This is a genomic window from uncultured Reyranella sp. (assembly GCF_945957355.1).
GTDB lineage: Bacteria > Pseudomonadota > Alphaproteobacteria > Reyranellales > Reyranellaceae > Reyranella.
Genome location: NZ_CAMFKM010000002.1, coordinates 21,706 through 43,131, shown reverse-complemented (window position 1 = coordinate 43,131; position 21,426 = coordinate 21,706). Strand labels below are relative to the sequence as shown.

At 67.6% G+C, this 21,426-nt stretch carries 22 protein-coding genes; 15 read left to right on the top strand and 7 right to left on the bottom strand.

Going from position 1 to position 21,426, the window contains the following annotated elements:
• Positions 1 to 6 precede the first annotated feature (6 nt).
• On the bottom strand, positions 7 to 471 hold the full coding sequence (locus tag Q0Q48_RS03250) for a methylated-DNA--[protein]-cysteine S-methyltransferase (RefSeq protein WP_295133923.1): 465 nt from the start codon (positions 469 to 471) through the stop codon (positions 7 to 9).
• Positions 472 to 532: 61 nt separating this feature from the next.
• Between Q0Q48_RS03250 and Q0Q48_RS03245 the strand changes: the two genes are divergently transcribed.
• Together Q0Q48_RS03245 and Q0Q48_RS03240 are read left to right on the top strand one after the other, a co-directional pair.
• A complete protein-coding gene (locus tag Q0Q48_RS03245; protein WP_295133920.1) occupies positions 533 to 1,933 on the top strand; it encodes an alpha/beta fold hydrolase in 1,401 nt (466 codons plus the stop codon).
• Positions 1,930 to 2,505: a YdcF family protein gene (locus tag Q0Q48_RS03240; RefSeq protein WP_295133917.1), complete on the top strand. Its 576-nt coding sequence runs from the start codon at positions 1,930 to 1,932 to the stop codon at positions 2,503 to 2,505. The genes Q0Q48_RS03245 and Q0Q48_RS03240 overlap by 4 nt, the downstream gene beginning before the upstream one ends.
• A gap of 9 nt (positions 2,506 to 2,514) precedes the next feature.
• Here the strand turns inward: Q0Q48_RS03240 and Q0Q48_RS03235 are convergent, their stop codons facing one another.
• Positions 2,515 to 3,009: an L-2-amino-thiazoline-4-carboxylic acid hydrolase gene (locus Q0Q48_RS03235; RefSeq protein ID WP_295133914.1), complete on the bottom strand. Its 495-nt coding sequence runs from the start codon at positions 3,007 to 3,009 to the stop codon at positions 2,515 to 2,517.
• Between the two features lie 267 nt (positions 3,010 to 3,276).
• Between Q0Q48_RS03235 and argC the strand changes: the two genes are divergently transcribed.
• The 12 genes from argC to Q0Q48_RS03175 all read left to right on the top strand — a co-directional run bounded on the left by argC (position 3,277) and on the right by Q0Q48_RS03175 (position 15,541).
• Positions 3,277 to 4,236 carry an N-acetyl-gamma-glutamyl-phosphate reductase gene (argC, locus tag Q0Q48_RS03230; protein ID WP_295133911.1) on the top strand — a complete coding sequence of 320 codons (960 nt, stop codon included), beginning with the start codon at positions 3,277 to 3,279 and terminating at the stop codon, positions 4,234 to 4,236.
• A 10-nt stretch (positions 4,237 to 4,246) separates the two neighbouring features.
• A complete protein-coding gene (locus Q0Q48_RS03225; RefSeq protein WP_295133908.1) occupies positions 4,247 to 4,720 on the top strand; it encodes a GNAT family N-acetyltransferase in 474 nt (157 codons plus the stop codon).
• Positions 4,721 to 4,765: 45 nt separating this feature from the next.
• Complete coding sequence (araD, locus tag Q0Q48_RS03220; RefSeq protein ID WP_295133905.1) at positions 4,766 to 6,514, top strand: L-arabinonate dehydratase; 1,749 nt, start codon at positions 4,766 to 4,768, stop codon at positions 6,512 to 6,514.
• A gap of 197 nt (positions 6,515 to 6,711) precedes the next feature.
• On the top strand, positions 6,712 to 8,469 hold the full coding sequence (locus Q0Q48_RS03215; RefSeq protein WP_295133902.1) for an ABC transporter permease subunit: 1,758 nt from the start codon (positions 6,712 to 6,714) through the stop codon (positions 8,467 to 8,469).
• A 10-nt stretch (positions 8,470 to 8,479) separates the two neighbouring features.
• On the top strand, positions 8,480 to 9,796 hold the full coding sequence (locus tag Q0Q48_RS03210; protein WP_295133899.1) for a nitrate/sulfonate/bicarbonate ABC transporter ATP-binding protein: 1,317 nt from the start codon (positions 8,480 to 8,482) through the stop codon (positions 9,794 to 9,796).
• An 18-nt stretch (positions 9,797 to 9,814) separates the two neighbouring features.
• Positions 9,815 to 10,528 (top strand): MgtC/SapB family protein, encoded by a 714-nt coding sequence (locus Q0Q48_RS03205; RefSeq protein ID WP_295133898.1) that lies wholly within the window; start codon positions 9,815 to 9,817, stop codon positions 10,526 to 10,528.
• Between the two features lie 84 nt (positions 10,529 to 10,612).
• The gene (locus Q0Q48_RS03200) at positions 10,613 to 11,008 is read left to right on the top strand and encodes a hypothetical protein (protein WP_295133896.1); all 396 of its coding nucleotides are present in this window, start codon (positions 10,613 to 10,615) and stop codon (positions 11,006 to 11,008) included.
• 1 nt (position 11,009) lies between these two features.
• The gene (locus Q0Q48_RS03195; protein WP_295133893.1) at positions 11,010 to 12,494 is read left to right on the top strand and encodes a cytochrome c; all 1,485 of its coding nucleotides are present in this window, start codon (positions 11,010 to 11,012) and stop codon (positions 12,492 to 12,494) included.
• Complete coding sequence (locus Q0Q48_RS03190) at positions 12,491 to 13,555, top strand: hypothetical protein (RefSeq protein ID WP_295133890.1); 1,065 nt, start codon at positions 12,491 to 12,493, stop codon at positions 13,553 to 13,555. The genes Q0Q48_RS03195 and Q0Q48_RS03190 overlap by 4 nt, the downstream gene beginning before the upstream one ends.
• A complete protein-coding gene (locus tag Q0Q48_RS03185; protein WP_295133887.1) occupies positions 13,552 to 13,713 on the top strand; it encodes a hypothetical protein in 162 nt (53 codons plus the stop codon). Before Q0Q48_RS03190 ends, Q0Q48_RS03185 begins: the two co-directional genes overlap by 4 nt.
• A gap of 90 nt (positions 13,714 to 13,803) precedes the next feature.
• Positions 13,804 to 15,018 carry an ATP-binding protein gene (locus Q0Q48_RS03180; RefSeq protein WP_295133884.1) on the top strand — a complete coding sequence of 405 codons (1,215 nt, stop codon included), beginning with the start codon at positions 13,804 to 13,806 and terminating at the stop codon, positions 15,016 to 15,018.
• On the top strand, positions 15,008 to 15,541 hold the full coding sequence (locus tag Q0Q48_RS03175; RefSeq protein WP_295133881.1) for a response regulator transcription factor: 534 nt from the start codon (positions 15,008 to 15,010) through the stop codon (positions 15,539 to 15,541). Before Q0Q48_RS03180 ends, Q0Q48_RS03175 begins: the two co-directional genes overlap by 11 nt.
• Before the next feature lie 12 nt (positions 15,542 to 15,553).
• Here the strand turns inward: Q0Q48_RS03175 and Q0Q48_RS03170 are convergent, their stop codons facing one another.
• From Q0Q48_RS03170 to Q0Q48_RS03150, 5 genes are all read right to left on the bottom strand, one after another.
• Entirely contained in the window at positions 15,554 to 16,663 is a 1,110-nt protein-coding gene (locus Q0Q48_RS03170; RefSeq protein ID WP_295133878.1) for a methanobactin export MATE transporter MbnM, read from the bottom strand.
• 3 nt (positions 16,664 to 16,666) lie between these two features.
• On the bottom strand, positions 16,667 to 17,584 hold the full coding sequence (locus Q0Q48_RS03165; protein WP_295133876.1) for an MbnP family copper-binding protein: 918 nt from the start codon (positions 17,582 to 17,584) through the stop codon (positions 16,667 to 16,669).
• A gap of 20 nt (positions 17,585 to 17,604) precedes the next feature.
• Positions 17,605 to 18,171, bottom strand: a complete 567-nt coding sequence (locus Q0Q48_RS03160) for a hypothetical protein (RefSeq protein ID WP_295133874.1) — start codon at positions 18,169 to 18,171, stop codon at positions 17,605 to 17,607.
• A 198-nt stretch (positions 18,172 to 18,369) separates the two neighbouring features.
• On the bottom strand, positions 18,370 to 18,759 hold the full coding sequence (locus tag Q0Q48_RS03155) for a DUF2946 family protein (RefSeq protein ID WP_295133871.1): 390 nt from the start codon (positions 18,757 to 18,759) through the stop codon (positions 18,370 to 18,372).
• Positions 18,760 to 18,871: 112 nt separating this feature from the next.
• Positions 18,872 to 20,083: a CoA transferase gene (locus Q0Q48_RS03150; protein ID WP_295133868.1), complete on the bottom strand. Its 1,212-nt coding sequence runs from the start codon at positions 20,081 to 20,083 to the stop codon at positions 18,872 to 18,874.
• Between the two features lie 59 nt (positions 20,084 to 20,142).
• Here Q0Q48_RS03150 and Q0Q48_RS03145 point away from each other — a divergent pair, with 59 nt between their 5' ends.
• Positions 20,143 to 21,321, top strand: a complete 1,179-nt coding sequence (locus Q0Q48_RS03145) for a hypothetical protein (protein ID WP_295133866.1) — start codon at positions 20,143 to 20,145, stop codon at positions 21,319 to 21,321.
• Positions 21,322 to 21,426: the final 105 nt, after the last annotated feature.

Below are 21,426 nucleotides of genomic sequence, written 5' to 3'. Positions count from 1 at the left end.
ATCCCGTTACAGAAGCACGACGCCTTCCAGCGCCAGCAGCCGGCGTTTGGTCGGCAGTCCCTGGCCGCCCGAGAAGCCGCCTTCCTTGCCGCCGCTGCCCAGGACGCGATGGCAGGGCACGATGATGGGAATGGGATTGCGCCCGCAGGCCATGCCGACGGCGCGCGGGCCGGAACCCAGCGCCATCGCCATGCCGCCATAGGTCGCGGTGCCACCGAACGGGATTTCGCACATCATGTTCCAGACGCTTTTCTGGAAGTCGGTGCCGCGTGCCGCGAGCGGCAGGTCGAAGCGCTTGAGCCTGCCCGCGAAGTAGCGGTCGAGCTGGTGAATCGCTTCCTTCAGGACGGGCGTCATCGAAGTGTCGCGGGCTCGCTCGTCGGTGCTAGTCCAGCGCACCGAGGTCACGGCGTCGTGATCCGCCTCGATGGCCAGTCGGCCGACCGGGCTGTCGACGTAACAAATGGACATATGGCAAGCGTAGCGCCCGCCTGCGGCATTTGCCAACATGGGGGAAATGTCTGGGGGAGTGATGAGCAAGGGCCAGAGGTCCTCGAAGAATGGCCCGACCCGCCGCGCGCTGCTCGGCGGCGCTGCCGTGCTGTGCGCGACGCTTGCCCTTCCCGGGCTCGCCCGCTCCCAGCCGGGACCGCGACGTCAGCAGCCCGAAGCCGGACCGCCGCCGGTCGTGTTCGTGCATGGCAACGGCGATTCCAGCGCGCTCTGGATCAACAACCTGTGGCGCTTCGAGGCCAACGGCTACAAGCGCAACCAGCTTTTCGCCATCGACTTCGTCTATCCCAATGCGCGCAGCGACGATTCGAAGCCGCAACCGTTGCGGTCCTCGGCCGAGGACCAGATGAAGGAACTGACGTCCTTCGTGGTGCAGGTGCTGAAGGCCACGCGCCGCCGCAAGGTCGCCCTGGTGGGCTCTTCGCGCGGCGGCAATGCCATCCGCTCGATGCTGAAGAACGGGGGCGCCGACATGGTGAGCCATGCCGTTCTGTGCGGCACGCCCAACAAGGGCATCGTGATCTCCGAGTCCCTGCTGCCGGGCAGCGAGTTCAACGGCGCCTTCCCATTCCTGAAGGGCCTCAACGACGGGCCCGACGATCTGATCCCCGGTGTCGAGATGATGGCCATCCGGTCGGACAGGAACGACAAGTATTCGCAGCCCGACGGCCGCTTCATCGGCGCCCCCGGCAAGCCGACCGGCGTCAGCTACGATGCGTCGGAGCTGCGCGGTGCGCGCAACGTGATCCTGGACGGGCTCGACCATCGCGAGGTGGCGTTCCACAAGCTGGCCTTCGCCGCGATGTTCGAGCACATCACCGGCAAGCCGCCGGGCAGCATGTTCATCGCCCAGGAACCGCTGCCGATCCTGAACGGCAAGGTGACCGGCTTCAGCGAGGGCACCTACACCAACATCCCCGCGGCCGGCGCGGAGGTCGAGATCTTCGAGGTCGATGCGAAGACGGGCGAACGCAAGAGCGCGGTGGCACTGCTTCGCAAGACCACGGGCGAGGACGGCATGTGGGGCCCCTTCGTTGGCCGCGCCGACGCCCACTACGAGTTCGTTCTCCGTATCCCGGGATTGCCGACGACGCACACCTACCGCTCGCCGTTCCTGCGCTCGAGCGACGTGGTGCATCTCAGGCCGCAGCCCTTCGCCAAGGCCGACGAGGGCGCCGGCGCGGTCACGATCATGAGCCGGCCGCGCGGCTATTTCGGCGTCGGCCGCGACAAGTTCTCGCTCGACGGCAAGGTGCCGCCCGGCATCAACGACGGCGTGCCCGGCGTTTCCATGGGGCGGCTGGCCTTCGACGCAGCGCCGCCGCGCACCGTGATGGCGGTGTTCAACAACGAGACCATCCCGACGCGGACGTGGCCTGCCAAGGACGGCCACATCGTGGTGGCGGAGTTCTTGAATTGAGCGATCTCCCGAGCGATTCGGAAATCGCGCGGATCAACGCAGAACATCTGATCTCCACGCCGATCCGGTCGGCCGATCTCCTGTTCATCTTCGGCACTCGCCATGGCGTGGGCGAAACGGTCCAAGCCGCTCTTGGACTTTGGAGCCGTGGCTTCTTTCGTCATGCCATCGTGAGCGGCGGCCTGACGGCAGGCGATACCCGCACCGAATGCGCGATCATCAAGCAGGCGATGGTGGCCGGCGGGGTGCCCGAAGCGTTGATTCTCGAGGAACATCGCGCGACCAACATCGGCGAGAACGTGATCTTCTCGCTTCCCGTAATCGACGCCGCACTCGGCCGGGAAAACATCGGAAGCGTAATCTGTCTGGGCAAGATCTGCACCGCGCGCCGCTATCCCATGACTCTGCACCGGCATTGGCCTGAAGTCGAAAAGATGCTGCTGACGATCAATCCCTACGGCGCGCCGATCGAACGCTGGCATACCGACGCGCTGTTCCGCGAACGGGTGCTCCTTGAGTGGCGCAAGATCGAGCCCTACAAGAATCGAGGCTTTATCGCCGACTGGCCATAGGCGCACAGTTCATTCTTCATACGTGTATTTGAAATTGCAGTGGCTGGCGCCCTGCATGATCGTCTGCGTGCGTTCGAGCTTGAGCCTGGGGTCGTAGCCCTCGCAGAAGGCGCCGTCGCGGTTGCAAGAGAGCAGGGCGCCGATCTCGCCCAGGCCCATCGCCTTGTAGGTCTCGGCGTACCGGCAGCGCACGACGTTGAAGGTGAAGGTGTCGGCGGTCTGTTCCTTGACGTCGATCTCCAGCGACCCGCCCGCGGTCCAGAGGTGCTGAATGTCCTGGAACGACTTGAGCGAGGTGCCGCCGGGCACCGAGGCGGCGAACTGGCGGGCCTGCTCGATGGCCGAACGGCGCACCGATTCCTCGATCGTCTTCTTCGCGACCTCGATTCCGTGGCTGGCCTTCAGGGTCTCGTAGACCTCCTTCAGGATCTCGGCCTCGATGCGGCGCTTCTCCAGCATGGAGAGACCGTCCGGATGAGGGGCGGGATGGGCGGACTGGCTCATGGCTTGTCTCCAAACAGGGAATGATCGAGCCTAGCCGGTCGGCGACATCTTGACATCGGGGTCCCCCGATGAAATATCGGCCGCACCATGATTTCGCCCACCCTCCTCCGGTCGCGACGTCGCCGCTCACAAAAGCGGTAAGAGAACGCGCGCGCGCAACAGTAACAAACGCGCCGTATCGTGAAGCCGCTGGAGAGACGAAGCGGCTTCCATCCTTCCTTCTCCAGTCGGCCATCCCTTCAAGGCCCTGCATCGAGAGAGAAGACCATGACCAGCAACAAGACGAAGATCTTCATCGACGGCCAGCACGGTACCACCGGGCTGCAGATCCTCGACCGGCTCAAGGATCGGGCGGACATCGAGCTGCTCGAACTGCCGCCGGCCGACCGCAAGGACTTAGGGAAGCGTGCCGAGATCGCCAAGGCCTCCGACATCACCGTGCTCTGCCTGCCCGATGCGGCGGCCAAGGAGCTGGTGGCCGCCATCGGTGACTCCGATACGGTCGTGATCGACGCCTCGACGGCGCATCGCGTGGCCGACGGCTGGACCTACGGCTTCCCCGAGCTGGCCAAGGACCAGCGCAAGAAGCTGCTCGACTCCAACCGCATCAGCAATCCGGGCTGCTACCCGACCGGCGCCATCGCGCTGCTGCGGCCGCTGGTCGATGCCGGCCTCGTCCGCGCCGACTCGACGCCCGCCGTGTTCGGCGTCTCGGGCTATACCGGCGGCGGCAAGGAGCTGATCGCGGTGCATGAGCAGCCGGGTGTCGAGCCGTTCGGCCTGTACGGGCTCGAACTCACGCACAAGCACGTGCCGGAGATGAAGAAGTATTCCGGCCTCAGCCACGCGCCGCTCTTCGTGCCCTCCGTCGGCCACTATGCCCAGGGCATGCTGATCACCGTGCCGATCACGCGGGACATCACGACGAAGCAGGTGACGGCCAAGGACGTCCACCAGGTGCTGAGCGACTACTACGCCGGCGAGACCTTCGTGCCGGTGCGGCCGCTCGCCGACCGGGCGTGGCTGGAGCGCGACCGCTTCCTGCGGGCCGACCGTCTGATCGACACCAACACGATGGAACTGGCCGTCTACGGCAACGATGCCGACGGCAACGTGCTGGCCGTGGCTTCGCTCGACAATCTCGGCAAGGGCGCGTCGGGCGCGGCGGTGCAGTGCATCAACCTCAAGACCGGCGTCGACGAGACGACCGGCCTCAAGGTCGGCTGAGGCCTTCGTCATGGACGAGACACCGGCGCTGCGGCGCGCGGTAGCGGACGATGCCGCCGCCGTGCGCGTGCTCACACGCGAAGCCTATGCCAAGTGGGTGCCCGTGATCGGTCGCGAACCGCTGCCGATGCGCGCCGACTATGACGAGGCGGTGCGCCAGCATCGCATCGATCTCGCCTTCCTCGATGGCGGTCTCGCGGCCCTCATCGAGACGATCGACAAGGGTGACCATCTGGTGATCGAGAACGTCGCCGTGGCACCTGCCTTCCAGGGGCACGGCCTCGGCCGGTACCTGCTCGCGCACGCCGAGCGCCTGGCGCTCGAGCAGGGATACGGCGAGGTGCGCCTCTACACCAACAAGATGTTCGAGGCGAACGTGCGTCTCTATCTTGCCTTCGGCTACCGCATCGACCGCGAGGAGACCTCGGCACTCGGCGTCACGGTCTATATGAGCAAACTCCTCCTGCCGTGCGGCGTGGCTTGACCGTGATCCCTTGAATGTGGTCGCGTCCGGCGCGGAGGAAAAGCCATGCCGGACAGCAAGCCAAAGAACAAGACTCCCGACCAGCTGCGCAGCGCGCGCTGGTTCGCGCCCGACGATCTGCGCGCCTTCGGCCATCGCTCGCGGGCGATGCAGATGGGCTACGCGCCGGAGGAATGGGCCGGCAAGCCGGTCATCGCCATTCTGAACACATGGTCGGACGCCCAGCCCTGCCACATGCATTTCAAGACGCGCGTCGACGACGTGAAGCGCGGCGTGCTGCAGGCCGGCGGCTTCCCGATCGAGCTGCCGGCGCTGTCGCTGTCGGAAAGCCTGCTGAAGCCGACGACCATGCTCTACCGCAACCTGCTGGCGATGGACGCCGAGGAGCTTCTGCGCGGGCATCCCGTGGATGGCGTGGTGCTGATGGGCGGTTGCGACAAGACCACGCCGGCGCTGCTGCTGGGCGCGATCAGCGTCGGCCTGCCGACGATCTACCTGCCGGCCGGGCCGATGCTGCGCGGCAACTGGAAAGGCAAGGTGCTGGGCTCCGGTTCGGACGCGTGGAAATACTGGGATGAGCGCCGCGCGGGCAAAATCACCGACTCCGACTGGGTCGACGTCGAGGCCGGCATCGCGCGCTCCTACGGCACCTGTATGACCATGGGCACGGCCGCCACCATGATGGCGATGGCCGAGACGCTCGGCATGTCGCTGCCCGGCGCCTCGTCGATCCCCGCCGCCGACGCCAACCATATCCGCATGGCCTCCGAATGCGGCCGCCGCATCGTCGACATGGTCTGGGAGGACCTGACGCCCAGGAAGATCCTGACGCATGAGGCGTTCCTCAACGCCATCACCGTGGCGATGGCGATGGGCTGCTCGACCAATGCGATCATTCACCTGATCGCGCTGGCGCGGCGTGCGAACCAGAAGATCGGCCTCGACGATTTCGAGCGCGCCAGCCGCACGGTGCCGGTGATCGCCAACATCCGGCCGAGCGGCGACAAATACCTGATGGAGGACTTCTTCTATGCCGGCGGCCTGCCGGGCCTGATCGGGCAGATCCGCGATCATCTGCATCTCGACGCGCTCACCGTCACCGGCAAGACCCTGGGCGAGAACGTGAAGGGCGCGGAGATCTACAACGACGACGTGATCCGCTCGGTCGCCAATCCGATCTACAAGGAAGGCGCTCTCGCGGTGCTCAAGGGCAACCTCGCGCCCGACGGCTGCGTCATCAAGCCCAGCGCCTGCGCGCCGAAGTTCCTGAAGCACACGGGGCCGGCGCTGGTGTTCGACGATTATCCGTCGATGAAGGCCGCGATCGACCGCGAGGATCTCGACGTCACCGAGGACACGGTGCTGATCCTGCGCAATGCGGGGCCGCAGGGCGGGCCGGGCATGCCGGAATGGGGCATGCTGCCGATCCCGACCAAGCTGGTGAAGCAGGGCGTGCGCGACATGGTGCGGATCTCGGACAGCCGCATGAGCGGCACCAGCTACGGCGCCTGCATCCTGCACGTGTCGCCGGAATCCTATATCGGCGGGCCGCTCGCCTTGGTGAAGACCGGCGACATGATCTCGCTGGACGTCGACAAGCGCACGATCGACATGAACGTCTCCGACGAGGAGCTGGCGCGACGCAAGGCGGCCTGGAAGCAACCCGAACCTCGCTACGAGCGCGGCTATGGCTGGATGTTCACCAGGCACATCAGGCAAGCCAACGAGGGCTGCGACTTCGACTTCCTCGAAACCGGGTTCGGCAAGCCGGTCGCGGAGCCGTCGATCTACTGAGGTCTCCTCGGCCGGCAGGGCTTACAGAAAAGGCTCTTTCCGGGCGTCACCTCGGCAAGACGGGCTGGTTTCGCCACCCCGAGCGGCGTAACGACGCGCGTGAGGCGCGTTCACGAAACCGAAAGCCTGCCGTCTTAAAACCGGCCCGATGGGTAGGGCGGGGCGCCGTGCCTCTGTGTATTTTCAGGAAGGCACGCATGCTCGCATCCAGACCTGACCAGGGCCGCCAGGCCGACGTGCCGCTTGGCGTGAGCGGCAGTACGGGCGTCTGGCCCAATCTCTACGACGCGGTCATCTTCGTGCTGGTGGTCGGCGTCTTCGTGCTGGTGGCCCACGGCTTCCGCGAGATGAACGCGCCGGCCGCCCAGCTCGAGGCGGTGCCGGTCACGCTCGATCTCGCGCGCCTGCCGGAATATGCGCTGCGGACGACCCTGCGCATGTTCGCCGCGATCATCTGCTCGCTGATCTTCACCTTCGTGGTGGCGACCCTGGCGGCCCGCAGCCGCAAGGCCGAGCTGGTCATCATCCCGGCGCTCGACATCCTGCAGTCGGTGCCGGTGCTGGGCTTCCTCACTTTCACCGTGACCTTCTTCCTGCAGCTCTTCCCCGGCAGCGTGATGGGCGCGGAGTGCGCGGCGATCTTCGCCATCTTCACCAGCCAGGCCTGGAACATGGCCTTCAGCTTCTACCAGTCGCTGCGCACGGTGCCGCGCGATCTCGACGAGGTGGCGCGGCACTACCGCTTCTCGCCATGGCTGCGCTTCTGGCGGCTCGACGTGCCGTTCGGCGCGCCCGGGCTGATCTGGAACACCATGATGTCGATGTCGGGCGGCTGGTTCTTCGTCGTCGCCTCCGAGGCGATCACGGTCGGCAATACCACGGTGATGCTGCCCGGCATCGGCTCCTGGCTGGCGCTGGCGATCCAGGCGCGCGACCTGCAGGCGGTGCTGCTGGCCATCGCCATGATGGCCGCCGTCATCCTGGCCTACGACCAGCTGATCTTCCGGCCGATCGTCGCCTGGGCCGACAAGTTCCGCTTCGAACAGCAGGCGGCCGATTCGCAGCCGCATTCGTGGCTATACGATTTCTGGCGCCGCAGCCGCGTGCGTCCCCATGTGATCCGCGCCGTCGGCTCTGTGGCGGACCGCATCTCGCTGCTGCCGACGCCGCTCACCAGCCCGCCGGCCAAGCCGAAGTTCGGGACCCCGCCGCGCACCGGCGAGAGGGTCTGGATCGCGCTGCTGCTGGTGCTGGCGGCCTACGCCCTGTGGCAGATCGTGCTGTACACCCGCACGACCCTGGGCCTCACCGACCTGCGCATCGCCCTGTTCGACGGGTTTCTGACCCTGATCCGGGTGCTGGTGCTGATCGCGCTGGCCAGCCTCGTCTGGGTGCCGATCGGCGTTTGGATCGGCCTCAGGCCGCGTCTCGCCACGAGCCTGCAGCCGGTCGCCCAGTTCCTCGCGGCCTTCCCGGCCAACGTCGTGTTCCCCGTGGCCGTCGTGGCGATCGTCAGCCTGCGGCTCGATCCCAACATCTGGCTGAGCCCGCTCATGATCCTGGGCACCCAGTGGTACATCCTGTTCAACGTCATCGCGGGCGCCAGCGCGATCCCGACCGACCTGCGTGACGCCGCGGCGCTGTTCCGCATCAGCTCCTGGTCGTGGTGGCGCAAGGTCGGCGTACCGGCGATCCTGCCTTACTATGTCACCGGTGCGCTGACGGCGGCCGGTGGCTCGTGGAATGCCAGCATCGTCGCCGAGGTGGTGAGTTGGGGGGACACGCATCTGCGGGCCGAGGGGCTTGGGGCCTACATCGCGGACGCCACGTCCGCCGGGGACTTCCCGCGCGTCGTGCTGGGCATCGTGGTCATGGCGCTGATGGTGACGACCTGCAACCGCATCCTGTGGCGGCCGCTTTACCGCCTCGCCGAGAACCGCTTCAGGCTCGAGTAGGAGAAGCCTCATGGATTCAATCATGAACCCCGTGCAGGACAAGACGCTTGTCGTCGTCGACGCCATCCGCAAGGTCTATCCCAAGGGAAGCGGCGAGGACTTGCTGGTCCTCGACAACGTCAACCTGACCCTCGGCAAGAACGAGATCGTCTCGTTCCTCGGCCGCTCCGGCTGCGGAAAGACGACGCTGCTGCGCATCCTCGCCGGCCTGATGCCGGCGACCGGTGGCGAGGTTCGGATCGCGGGCAGGAGCGTGGTCGGGCCGTCGCCGGAAGTGGCGATGGTGTTCCAGTCGTTCGCGCTCTTCCCCTGGCTGACCGTCCTCCAGAACGTCGAGATCGGTCTCGAGGCCCAGGGTGTCCCACCGGCCGAGCGCAAGCGCCGGGCGCTGGCCGCCATCGACCTGATCGGCCTCGACGGCTACGAGAGCGCCTATCCCAAGGAGCTGTCGGGCGGCATGCGCCAGAGGGTCGGCATCGCGCGGGCAGTCGTGGTGCAGCCCACCGTGCTGCTGATGGACGAGGCCTTTTCCGCCCTCGACGTGCTGACGGCGGAGACGCTGCGCACCGACCTCATGGACCTCTGGATCGAGGGCCGCCTGCCGATCTCCGCGATCGCCGTGGTCACGCACAATATCGAGGAGGCGGTACTGCTGTCGGATCGCGTGCTGGTCTTCGGCTCCAACCCCGGCCATGTGGCGGCGGAGATCAGGATCGAGCTGCCGCATCCGCGCAACCGGCTCGATCCCGCGTTCCGCCAGATCGTCGAGGATCTCTATTCCACCATGACGGAGCGCGCCGGGGGCAAGGCGAGCCAGGGCCATTTCTTCGGCACCGGCCTCGCCATGCTGCTGCCGCGCGTGTCGCCGAACATGATCGCGGGCCTGCTCGAGGCGGTGGCCGCCGATCCTCACCAGGGCCATGCCGGCCTGCCGGAACTGGCCGGCGACCTTCACATGGAGGTCGACGACCTGTTCCCGGTCGCCGAAGTCCTGCAGCTCCTACGCTTCGCTGAACTGGGCGACGGCGACATCAAGCTCACCGAACCGGGACGCCAGTTCGTCGGCTTCGAGCCCGATGCCCGCAAGAAGCTGTTCGCCCAGCAACTGCTGAACTACGTACCGCTGGCGGGCCACATCCGCCGCGTCCTCGACGAGCGCGGCACGCATCGTGCTCCGGCGAGCCGGTTCCGCGACGAGCTCGAGGACCATATGTCGGAATCCTTTGCCGAGCAGACGATGCGGACGGTGACCTCCTGGGGACGCTTCGGCGAAGTGTTCGCCTATGATGAAGTCAGCGGGATATTCAGTCTCGACAATCCGGGATGATGCCGGAGAGGTTCACGGATGCATTTCGACCTGTTTGAACTCGGCGAGGCCGCGTTGCGTCTCGGCGTGGCGCTGCTGCTGGGCTCGGCCATCGGGTTCGAGCGTCAGTGGAACCAGAAGATGGCGGGTCTGCGCACCAACGCGCTGGTGGCGCTGGGCGCCGCGGGCTTCGTCACCTTCTCGGGGTTCGTCGGCGCCGGCGATCCGACGCGCGTAGCCGCACAGGTGGTGACCGGCATCGGCTTCCTCGGCGCGGGCGTCATCCTGCGCGAGGGCGTGAACGTGCATGGCCTCAACACGGCGGCGACGCTGTGGTGCTCGGCGATGGTCGGCACGATGGCGGGGGCGGGCCACGGCGGTCCGGCGCTGCTGGCGGCCGGCATGGTGATCGCCACCAACCTCGTCCTGCGGCCGCTCATACGGCGCCTGAACAGCCGCCTCGTGACCAGCAGCAATGTGGAGACGCACTATACCGTCGAAGTGGTCTGCCGCGGCGCCGAGGAGGCGCAGATGCGCTCGCTGCTGCTGAACGCGCTGGCCCAGGCGGGTCTCGGCCTGCGGCGACTCGACAGCGAAGACATCGCCGATACGTCCAAGGTCACGGTGACGGCGCAGGCTGTCGCCGCCAAGCGCAACGACGCGGCCCTGGAGCAGATCGTGGGCCGCCTCAGCCTCGATCCCACCGTTACGGGCGCCACCTGGCAGATCGACCGCACGATCCCGGAGTCCTGACCTTCCTCGCGGCTTGGACCTTTTGTCCAATTCAGCCGACCTGCCCTGCCGACGAGATTGCGCGCCATTCTCGTCGGAGGGATCGTGCGCTTCATTTCTGCCTGGCTCGCCGCCGCGCCCTATCGCGCGGTCGTCCTCAACATCGCGATGCTGGTGCTCCTGCTGGCGCTGGTCGACAGCGCGGCGGTGTTCGCGCTGGTCGGCGCGTCGTGCCTCGCCGTGGCCGGTCTCATCGGTGCGCGTGGCGCCTTGCGCGCGAGCTTCGACCGCGGCGGAGGCGCGCGCGCCGCCTTCGACCGCGTGCTGGTCTGGTTGCCCGGCGCGGCCGCGCTGACCCTCGGTGCCGTCGGGCTGCATCTCGCCGTGACCGCTCCGCCGGGATCGACCCTGCACCTGGCGGGCGTCGTGCTCTTTGGCTTCGAGCTGGTGATGCTCGCGCTGCCGGCCGACGAGAAGCCGACCCCGGCCAAGGCCGCGTGAGATGGACTTTCCGGTCTTCCACCTCGACGTCTTCGGCAATCGCGGTCTGATCGCCGTCATCGCCGTCCTCCACGTGCTGATCAATCACGGGCTGGCGGTCGGCATGATGCCGCTGGTCGCCTGCATGGAATGGTACGGCCACCGCAAGCAGGACCCGCGTTGGGACCGGCTCGCCTACCGCATCCTGTTCGTGAGCTTCCTGGTGACGACGACAGTCGGCGCGCTGACCGGCGTCGGCATCTGGCTGTCCGTCTCGCTGGTCAATCCCTACTCGATCGGCAGCCTGATCCGCGTCTTCTTCTGGGCGTGGTTCGTGGAGTGGCTGGTCTTCATCACCGAGGTGTGCCTGATCCTCGCCTATACGCTGACCTGGAAGTCCTGGAGCGAGGGCGCGGCCAAGCGGCGGCACATCCGGCTCGGCTTCGCGCTCGGCCTGTTCTCGTGGATCACGATGGCGATCATCGTATCGATCCTCGGCTTCATGATGGACCCGGGCAACTGGCTGTCCGAGAGCACCCTGCTCGCGGGCTTCAGCAACCCGGTGTACCTGCCGCAGCTCGCCTTCCGCACGCCGCTCGCGGCTTCCATGGCCGGGATCATCGCGCTCTTCCTCATTCCGTTCTTCGTCAGGCGCGACGATCCCTTCCGCAACGAGGCGACGCGCGCGGTCGGTATCTGGACGCTGCTCTTCGCGCCTTTCGTCGTCGCCGGCGGCTACTGGTACTACAGCGTGGTTCCAGCGGCGATGAAGGACAACCTCGCCGTCTCGACGCTGACGCTGCAGTTCAGCGGCTGGCTCGACGACTTCCTCTGGATCGTGCTGGCGACGGTCGTGGCGATCCTCGTCATCGTGCAGATCGCCATCAAGCGGCCGGGTCTGCTGCCGCGCATCGCCACCGTTGTGCCCTTGGTCGCGATCCTGTGGCTCACCGGCCACTTCGAACGGGTACGCGAGTTCATCCGGAAGCCCTACATCATCGGCCAGTACATGTACGCCAACGGCCTGCGCGTCGAGGACTACGCCCTGCTGCAACGTGACGGTGTGCTGGCCTACGCGACCTACTCCAATCCGCTGACCGAGGCCGAGAAGAAGTTCGTTTCGGCCGAACGGCCCGAGGCGGAGCGCACCGCGGCGCTCGCGCGGCTGCAGAAGGGCAAGGACGTGTTCATGGACACCTGCTCGCGCTGCCACACCACGCATGGCGTCAACGGAGTGGCTGGTCACCTTCAGCGCATGTTCGGCGATGCCCGGTGGACGCCGGATCTGACGTCCGACTACGTCGCCAACATGCACAATGCGCAGCCCTACATGCCGCCGTTCCCCGGCAACAAGGACGAGCTGGGCTTCCTCGGCACCTATCTCGAGCAGCTCCAGGGCAACAGGACGCCGGTGCCGGGCGCGCAGCAGGCGGGTATCGCCATCCGTCCCGAAGGTGAATCCAGGCTCGCCGACGGCGCGGCACCGAAGCAGGGAGCACGCAAGTGAACCAGATCCCCGTCCCTCGCGACATCCCGCTCCCCATGCCGGCGCCCGAGCCGCTGCTGGTCGTGGTGCTCGTGTTCTTCTTCCTGCTGCACATCGCCTTCGTGAACTTCATGGTGGGCGGCGCGCTGATCTCGGTCTGGTACGAGATCAAGGGCCTGAAGGACCGCCGCTACGACCGGCTGGCCTACGAAGTCGCCTCGACGATCACCGCAAACAAGAGCATCGCCGTCGTGCTGGGCGTCGGGCCGCTGCTCGCCATCAACACGCTCTATACGGTCTACTTCTACACGGCGAACGCGCTCACCGGCACGTTCTGGATCTCGATCGTCCCGCTGGTGGTCGTCGCCTTCCTGCTCACCTACGCGCACAAATATCTCTGGCACGCGATGGAGGGCCGCAAGGCGCTCCACATCGCGATCGGCGCGGCGTCCTGCCTGATCTTCCTCTTCATCCCGCTGATCTTCCTCACCAACGTGAACCTGATGCTGTTCCCGGAGAAGTGGGGGACGGTGCAGGGGTTCTTCTCGGCGCTCCTGCTGCCCAACGTGCTGCCACGCTACGCCCATTTCCTGCTGGCCTGCCCGGCGATGACCGGCCTGCTCATGGTCTGGCTGTTCCGCCGCCGCAGCGAGGCGTCGCTGGCCGACACGGGCTGGCGGCGCGACGAGCTGGTGCGAGCCGGCTATCGCTGGGCGCTGTGGCCAACGGTCGGCCAGTTCCTCGTCGGGCCGGTCGCGCTGCTGACCCTGCCCACCCTCCAGGGTACTCCCGCGACGCTGATGGGAATCTTCGGTCTGGCCATCCTGGTTTCGATCTGGATGACCCTGATGATGTTCGTCGAAACGCGCCGACCGGCAGCCCGCATCGGCGGCAGCTTCGTGTCGATCTGCGGCCTCATGGTCGTGGTGCTGGGGCTGATGGGCGCCGGCCGGCACGTCTATCGAGAGGCCGCCGTGGCGCCGCATCGCGAACTCGTCCGCGCCAAGACCGCGGACTATATGCGCCGTGTCGACGAGGCCAACCGTGCGGCGGGCGCGGCGCAAAGTCCGGTGCGGCCATGAGCGAGACGATGGCGATGCCGGCGACGACGCGCCGCAGCCGCTTCGCGACCTGGATTCGCCGCTATTTCTGGCTCTGGATCGCCTACCAGACGGTGAAGGGTCTCGCGACGACCACTTTCGTTTGGCTGCCGCTTCTGTACGTGTTCCTGTCGACGTGACGGGGCCACGAAAGGAGCGCGAGGATTTCCGCGCAGGACACCGCGAACCGCAAGAACCTGCTGCTGCTGATCCAGCTTCGCTGGATCGCGGTGCTGGGCCAGATTGCGACCATCGTGTTCGTCGAGTTCGTGCTGCAGGTCGCGCTGCCGCTCTCCTCGATGCTGGCGGTCGTTCTGTTCCTCGTGGTGCTGAACGGCATCAGCCTGTTGCGTCACCGCAGCGGCGCCCCGACGACCGGCGGCGCGCTGCTGCTGGAGCTGCTGCTCGACGTGGCCGCCCTGACAACGCAGCTCTATCTGAGCGGCGGGGCGTCGAACCCGTTCGTGTCGCTCTACCTGCTGCAGGTCATCCTCGCGGCGGTTCTGCTCGAGGCACGGCCGGCCTGGATCCTGGTGAGCGTGACGACGGCCTGCTTCGTCGGGCTGGCCCTGTTCAGCCATCCTCTCGAACTGCCGTACCGCCGGGGCGGCGATCTCTTCGATCTCCACCTGCAGGGCACGTTCATCGCCTACGTGCTGGCCGCGGGCCTGATCGTGTTCTTCGTCACCCGCATCGGCCGCAACCTGCGTGAGCGCGACGCCCGTCTTGCGGCGCTGCGCCAGCGCTCGGTCGAGGAGGAACTGGTCGTGCGCATGGGTCAGCTCGCCTCCGGGGCCGCACACGAGCTGGGCACGCCGCTCGGGACGCTCTCGGTGATCGTCAACGACTGGCAGCGGATGCCGATGCTCACGGCCGATCCCGATCTCTCCGAGGACCTCGACGCCATGGAGGACCAGCTCCTGCGCTGCAAGGAAATCGTTTCGAAGATCCTGACCTCGTCCGGCGAAATGCGCGGCGAGGGCGCAGGCCCGACGACCGTCGCCCGCTTCTTCGATTCCGTGGTCGACGATTGGCGATCCGGCCGGCGGCCGTCCGCCCTGCACTACCAGAACCGCTTCTCGCCCGACCAGGCCATCGCGACCGACCTGGTGCTCGCCCAGGGCATCGCCAACGTGTTCGACAATGCGCTGGAGGCATCGCCCGACTGGATGTCCATTGCGCTCGACCGACAGGGCGACGGAGTCGTGCTGACGGTGGAGGATCGCGGGCCGGGCTTCGCGGACCGGATCCTCGACCAGTTCGGCAAGCCCTACCAGACGACGAAGTCGCGCCCGGGCAGTGGGCTCGGCCTGTTCCTGCTGGTCAACGTGGCGCGCAAGCTGGGCGGCACCGTCACGGCGGAGAACCGCGCGGGCGGCGGCGCGCGCGTCGTCGTGCGCCTGCCGCTGGCCCGGCTGGCGCTGGAGACACGCCATGGCGGATAGGCCGCGCCTGCTGATCGTCGACGACGACCCGGCCTTCGCGCGCGCGATGCGCCGCTCCTTCGAGCGCCGGATGTATGAGGTGCGTGCCTGCGCGACGTCGGAGGCGCTCGAGGAGGCGTTGCGCGATTTCCTGCCGGGCTTCGCCATCGTCGATCTCAAGCTCGGTGGCGACTCGGGCCTGCATTGCGTCCGTCGTCTCGCCGCGCTCGATCCTGAGATGCGCATCGTGGTGCTGACGGGATTTGCGAGCATCTCGACCGCCGTCGAGGCGATCAAGCTGGGTGCCTGCCACTATCTCGCCAAGCCGTCCAATGCCGACGACATCGAGGCGGCCTTCGCGCGCGGCGAGGGCGATGCCGCGGCGCCGCTCGGCACGCGGCCGACCTCGCTCAAGACGCTGGAATGGGAGCGCATCCACGAGATGCTGGCCGAGACCGACTTCAACGTCTCCGAGACGGCGCGCCGCCTCGGCCTGCACCGCCGCACGCTGGCTCGCAAGCTCGCCAAGCGACGGGTCACCTGACCTGGCACACCGTCAGGGGCTGGCTTTCCACGGATCGGCGAAGCGCGGGTCGCTCGCGAACTCTCGATCGGTCAGGGACTTGAGGAACGCGACGAGATCCTGCTTCTCCCCGGCCGAAAGATGGAAGCCCGGCAGGAACGGACTCGTGTTCGGACCGCGCGCCCGCCCACCCGCTTCGTAGTGGGCGATGACCTCTTCCAGGGTGGCAATGCTGCCGTCGTGCATGTAGGGCGCGGTCAGTTCGATGTTGCGCAGGCTGGGTGTGCGGAACCGGCCCATGTCGTCGGCCCGGCCCGAATGTTCGAGCAGGCCGGTATTGTCCGCGGGATAGGCGCCCTTGCCATCGCGGTCGTAGAGGCCGGTATTGTGGAAGGCATACTCCGCGAACGGCTTGCGCGAATGCACCAGGCTGTCGGTCAGGTGCACACCGCCATGGCAGTGGAAGCACTCCAGCCGCTCGCTGAAGAACAGCGCCTCGCCGCGCTTCGCAGAGGCGGAGATCGCATTCGGTTCGCCGCCATAGCGGTAGCGGTCATAGGGCGAGCCCGCGGAGACGAGGGTGCGCTCGAAGGCGGCCAGGGCCTTCGTGATCGTGCCGAGATCGATGATGCCTTCGCGCTCGGGAAAAGCCGCACGGAAGAGCGGCGGATAGACCGGCTCGCGGTGCAGGCGGTCGAACAGTGCCTGCTCGCGCCCGGCCATGCCCATCTCGACCGGGCTTTCGCCGAACATCGGCACCAGCGCCTGCTGCTCCAGCCGCGTCTGCAGCGGGTTGGCCCAGGTCAGCACCGGCAGGTAGCCTGCGTTGGCCAGCGACATGGCATTGCGCGGATGCACATCGCCCGTCACGCCGCTGGGCGTCGGGCGCGCATCGGTGAAGGCCCGCGCCTGCTCGTGGCAGGAGGCGCAGGACATCGTGCCGTCCGCCGACAGGCGCGGGTCGTAGAACAGGCGGCGCCCCAGCTCGACCTTGGCTTCCGACATCGGATTGTCGGCGGGAACCACCGGCGGGGGCAGCCAGGACGGGATGTGCCATCGATAGCCCTGCTCGGTGCGCGCCGCCGCAGTGACCAGAAAGAAGGTCGCTGCGGTGGTCAGCAGGAGGCCGAGAGACCGGCGCATCTCTCAAGGACCGACGCGGAAGAACTTCTGGCTGCCGCCCGTACCGGCGAAGGTCAGCCCGAAGTTGCGCATCAGCGGATTGCAGTCGCCGTCGGTCGGCGTCGACATGCAGCCTGCGGGGCTGTCGGCCTGGTTGGTGTCGACATCGACCCCTTCCAGCACCGACTTCAGATCGGCGATCACGACGTTGCGTGCCGGGTCGAACGACGCGAATTCGATGGTCGGCCGGTTGGGATTGGCGCAGGCCGACGGCGCCTTGTTGTTGCCCTCGGCGGCGCACTGGGTGCTGCCGAGATGGATCGCGAACCCCAACCGGTTGCTGGCTGCGCGATCGCCGAAGCGCGGCATGTCGCCCGGCCGGAGGTCCTGCGGCCGGCCGCTGGTCGCAAGGTCGATCCGCAGGAACTTGTAGCCCGCCTGCCAGTTCCAGAAGAGCGACGTCAGGTTGAGGGGCGAGGGCGCGATCGTCGAATCGGCATGGTTGAGATCGAAGGGCACGCCGAGCGTGAAGCGCAGGCCGCGATAGTCGCCGGCCGGCGCCGTTCCGACGACGATGTCGCGCGTTTCGTCGGTGCCGGTGAGGCAGGGACCCGTGCGGTTCTCGAAATCGAGCAGGGCGACGTTGGCGTGCTGCCAGCGCTCGTCCTGGTCGAGCTTGAGGGGCACGGCCTTGCCGGCCGTGTCCACGAGCTGCACGTCGGAGACGTAGAAGCGGAAATCGGAAGGTGTCACGCGCGACCCCGTCGCGCCGATGCCATCGTAGCTGGCGCCACAGGCGAACGGCTTGCCGCCCACCTGGGCGGCAAAGCGGATCGTCACCTTGCGATCCTGCTGGGCAGCCGCCGGCGGCGCGGTACCGCCGAGGACCATGAGGGCGAGGCTGGCGATCGCCAGCCCGTGTGTCGTCGTGAGAGGTGTCATCGGTTGTTTCCTCGGGTTTGTCATGACTGCTTCCTTGTCGGGTCTTGTCTCTCCAGCTCGGCCTCGCTCTCGCTGACCATCAGGACGAGGATCAGGAGGCCGAGCCCGAGGAAGGCGATGGGCGTCGCGAATTCGAGGCCGGCGACGTTGACGGCGATCACCGCCAGTGCCGCGAGGTTGGCGAGGCCGAGCGGCGTGCCGACGATGCGGCCGATCGCGGCCAGTGCCTGCCCCAGCAGGCCTGCGGCGATTTCGACGGCGAGGCGTGCGAGCAGGATCGGCCAGCGCAGCACCGCGGCGACGGGTGCCGTGATGCCGCCCACTACTCGCACCGCGGCGGTGCCGGCCGTGATGGCGGCAGCGGCGATTGCATGTCCCAGCAGGCGGGGCACGCCGTGCGGATCGGCAAGCAGGTGGCGGGAGGTTCGCACGGCGCCCGGCAGGACGCCGAGACCGACGCCGACAACCACGCCGATCTGGGCGCCGCGCAATCCGCCGACCAGGAAGCCGATCAGGATGCAGAAGCCGGTGTTGATGGCGACGGCAATGGCGAAGGCGGCACCGCGGTAGCGGTCGAAGGATGACATGGATTCTCCTTGGGAGATTTCGGGATGAAGGCAGCGCGCCGCAGCGAGACGCGAACCGGTCGATGGGGATGGCCGTAAACAGTGGGAACGTGGCCTGACGGCCACCTCTGCCCGCGAGCGGCCGGCTTGCGCCGGCGGGGCGTAGTCGGTGCCGCAGACAGCAACGCGGGGCGCCGGCGGCGGCGGCCCGCGATGAAATCAGCCGATGAAGGGAGGGGCTCGGGCCTGGAGCGGGCCGTCGCGAATGCCGGCGGTGACGACCGTGGGCGAGGCCATCACGACGGCGGCCGGCCGGACGACCGGCGGCTCGAGCGTGAAGACCGTCGAAGGCCCGGCGATCGGCGTCGCATGTGCGAGGCCGAGACAGCATTCATGGATCCTGCCGGCGTCCGGGATCGACCCTTTGCCGCTCTCGTCCTCGGCGGCCGGCAGGCAGAAGGCGCCCCAGGCGCGAGCTGCTGCCATCGGCCCGCCGTCCCGCAGAAGGGCGGCGTGGGCGAGCGGTTGGAGGAAATTGAGCGTGATCGCGAACAGGGCCGCGGCGAACGCGACCGCGCGCCTGCCGGTAACGGGGCCCGTGCGATCCATAGTCTTATAGTACGGGCCGCCTGCCCGACTCCTCAAGCGGCCGTGCCCCGCGCAATGTCGCAGGCGGCGCCCGGCCGCCCGTCAGGCTGCGGCCGGCACTCTGCCCCGTGGTTCAGCCCAGGGCGCCGCCACTGCGCAGCCGGTCCAGGTCCTGCTGGTCGTAGCCCAGTTCGCGCAGCACCTCGTCGGTGTGGGCGCCGTGGGCCGGGCCGGCATCGGGTGTCGCCGGCTCGGGCGCGAACGACAGGCGGATCGGCGCGGAGATCGTGCGCGGCATCTCGTCCTGGCGGGTCGGCACGACCGCGCCGTTGGCCACGGCCTGCTCGTCGTCGGGTACGTCGCGCAGGATGCCGAGCAGGCCGAAGGTGATCTCGTGCCGGCGCAGGCGCTCCTTCCATTCGGGCCAGGGGCGGCCTGCAAACACGGGATCGAGGATCGCCGCCAGGTCGGTGGCGTGGGCGCGCCGTTTCTCGGTCGTCTCGAAGCGCGGATCGTCCATCAGGTCGGTGCGTTCGAGCGCCTGGCAGAGTTCGGGCCAGAGCTTATCCTCGCGCACGATCGTGAGCTGGATCCAGCGGCCGTCGGAGGTGCGATACTGGTTGGCCAGCGCGCTGCGCGGCTTGGTGCGCGGCGGGCGCGGCGCCACGAACGAGCCCAGCAGCGCGCCCTGGGCCAGGATGGCGTTCGACCACAGGCCGCTCGCATGCAGTGAGGTGCCGACCTCGCTGCCTTCGCCCGTGCGCTCGCGATGGAGCAACGCCATGGCGATGGCGGCGAACAGGTTCATGCCGGCCATCTGGTCGCCCTGGGCCGGCAGCGAGAAGGCCGGCGGCCCACCCTCGTAAGTCAACGCGTCGAGCAGGCCGGAGCGGGCGAAGAAGGCCGTCGAATCGAAGCCCGGCTGCTCAGCATCGGGACCCTGCTCGCCGTAGCCGGTCATGGAGGCGTAGATCAGGCGCGGGTTGGCGGGCTTCACGTCGGCGTAACGCATGCGCAGCCGCTCGCGGACCCTGAGCGGGAAGTTCACCACCATCACGTCGGCCGTCGCGACGAGCCTGTCGAATGCCTCGCGGCCCAGCGGGTTCTTGAGGTCGAGCACGACCGAGCGCTTGTTGCGGTTGGTCATGTGCCAGCAGAAGTTGACCGGATGCTGCGGAATCGAATGGGCCTGGCCGAGCTTGCGCTGCGGGTCGCCCTCGCCGGGCGGCTCGATCTTGATGACCTCGGCGCCATAGTCGCCCATCACCGTCGAGGCGACGGGCCCGGCGATGAAGCTGGCCAGGTCGAGGACCCGCAGGCCCTGCAGCGGCAATGGTCCACTCATTGAGTTTTTCCTTTCGAACGCCTACACCCAGCCTATCCGGGGAGAAGGCTTTCAGGTCAATGACCGGCAGATATCGAAATTTCTGGCTGGTGGGCGCCTTCCTGCTGGTGATCCTCGCGATCGGGCTCGCGCTGCAGTCGGCCCTGTGGGCCTGCGTCGCCGCCGCCCTGCTCGGCCTCGTGGGCGTCGTCACCCTGCGCGGCAATCGCTGGCGCAGCGGGGCGCTTCTGGCGACCGCGCTGGCGCTCAGCCTGGTCGCGCTCGACCTCTTCGCCGGCCTGCTCACGCCGAAGGCGATGAATATGGGGGTCGTGACCCGTACGATCCCGCAATGGTGGCCGCCGCCCGACCCGATCCTCGGATTCCGGCCCAAGCCCGACAGCGAAGCCACCGCCACCGCCACCTGGGGCTCCGAGCTCGTCTATCGCCAGACCTACCATTTCGACTCCGCCGCGGCGCGCGTGACGCCGCCGGCCCCGGATGCGACCGACACCTACCTGTTCATCGGCGATTCCTTCATCTTCGGGCAGGGGTTGAGCGACGACGAGACGATGCCGTCGCAGTTCACGAAGCAGAACGCGCCGGCCGCGCGCAGCGTCAATCTTGGTGTGCCGGGCTACGGACCCAACCATCTCGTCCGGGCCTTCGAAGCCGGACTCCTCGACCGCTATACCGACCGCAAGGTGAAGGCGGTGGTGACCTGGATCATCCCGGCGCACCTTCAGCGGGTCACCGGCGACGGCACCTGGCTCGGCTCCTCGCCGCGCTACGTGCTGGAGAACGGCAAGCTGCGTTTCACCGGCACCTTCAACGAGCATCGCTGGCGCGATCCCATGGCCGGCCTGCACTACCTGCTCGGCCAGCATTTCGCCTTCATCGATGCGATCGGCCAGCGGCAGCGCCAGGAGGAGCAGATCGAGCTGTTCCTCGCGATGATGGCGAAGCTGCAGGCGGAGGCGCGCGCGAAGTTCGATGCGCCGCTGGTCATCGTCTATTCCTGGCCCGACGAGCAGACCCGGCATCGCTACGGCGATTCGAAGGTGGAGCAGCCGCTGCTGGTCGAAACGCTGGTGCGCCTGCGCAAGCTCGGCGCGCCGATGGTTGGCGAGTCCCCCACGACGTTCGGCCGGGATCCCAAGACGCTGGCCATTCCGCACGACGGTCATCCCTCGGCTCTTGCCACGGACCTCATCGCCGCCGCCGTGAAGAAGGCGCTGCAGGGATCGCAGAGACCCTAGGGGCATCCTGAGCAGGCGCAGCGCATCGCCCGTTTCAATTGACAGTTCCCCTGCAATCCCGGCAGCCTGTCGCCAAAGGAAGGTCCGCACGAACGGGCCACCGAG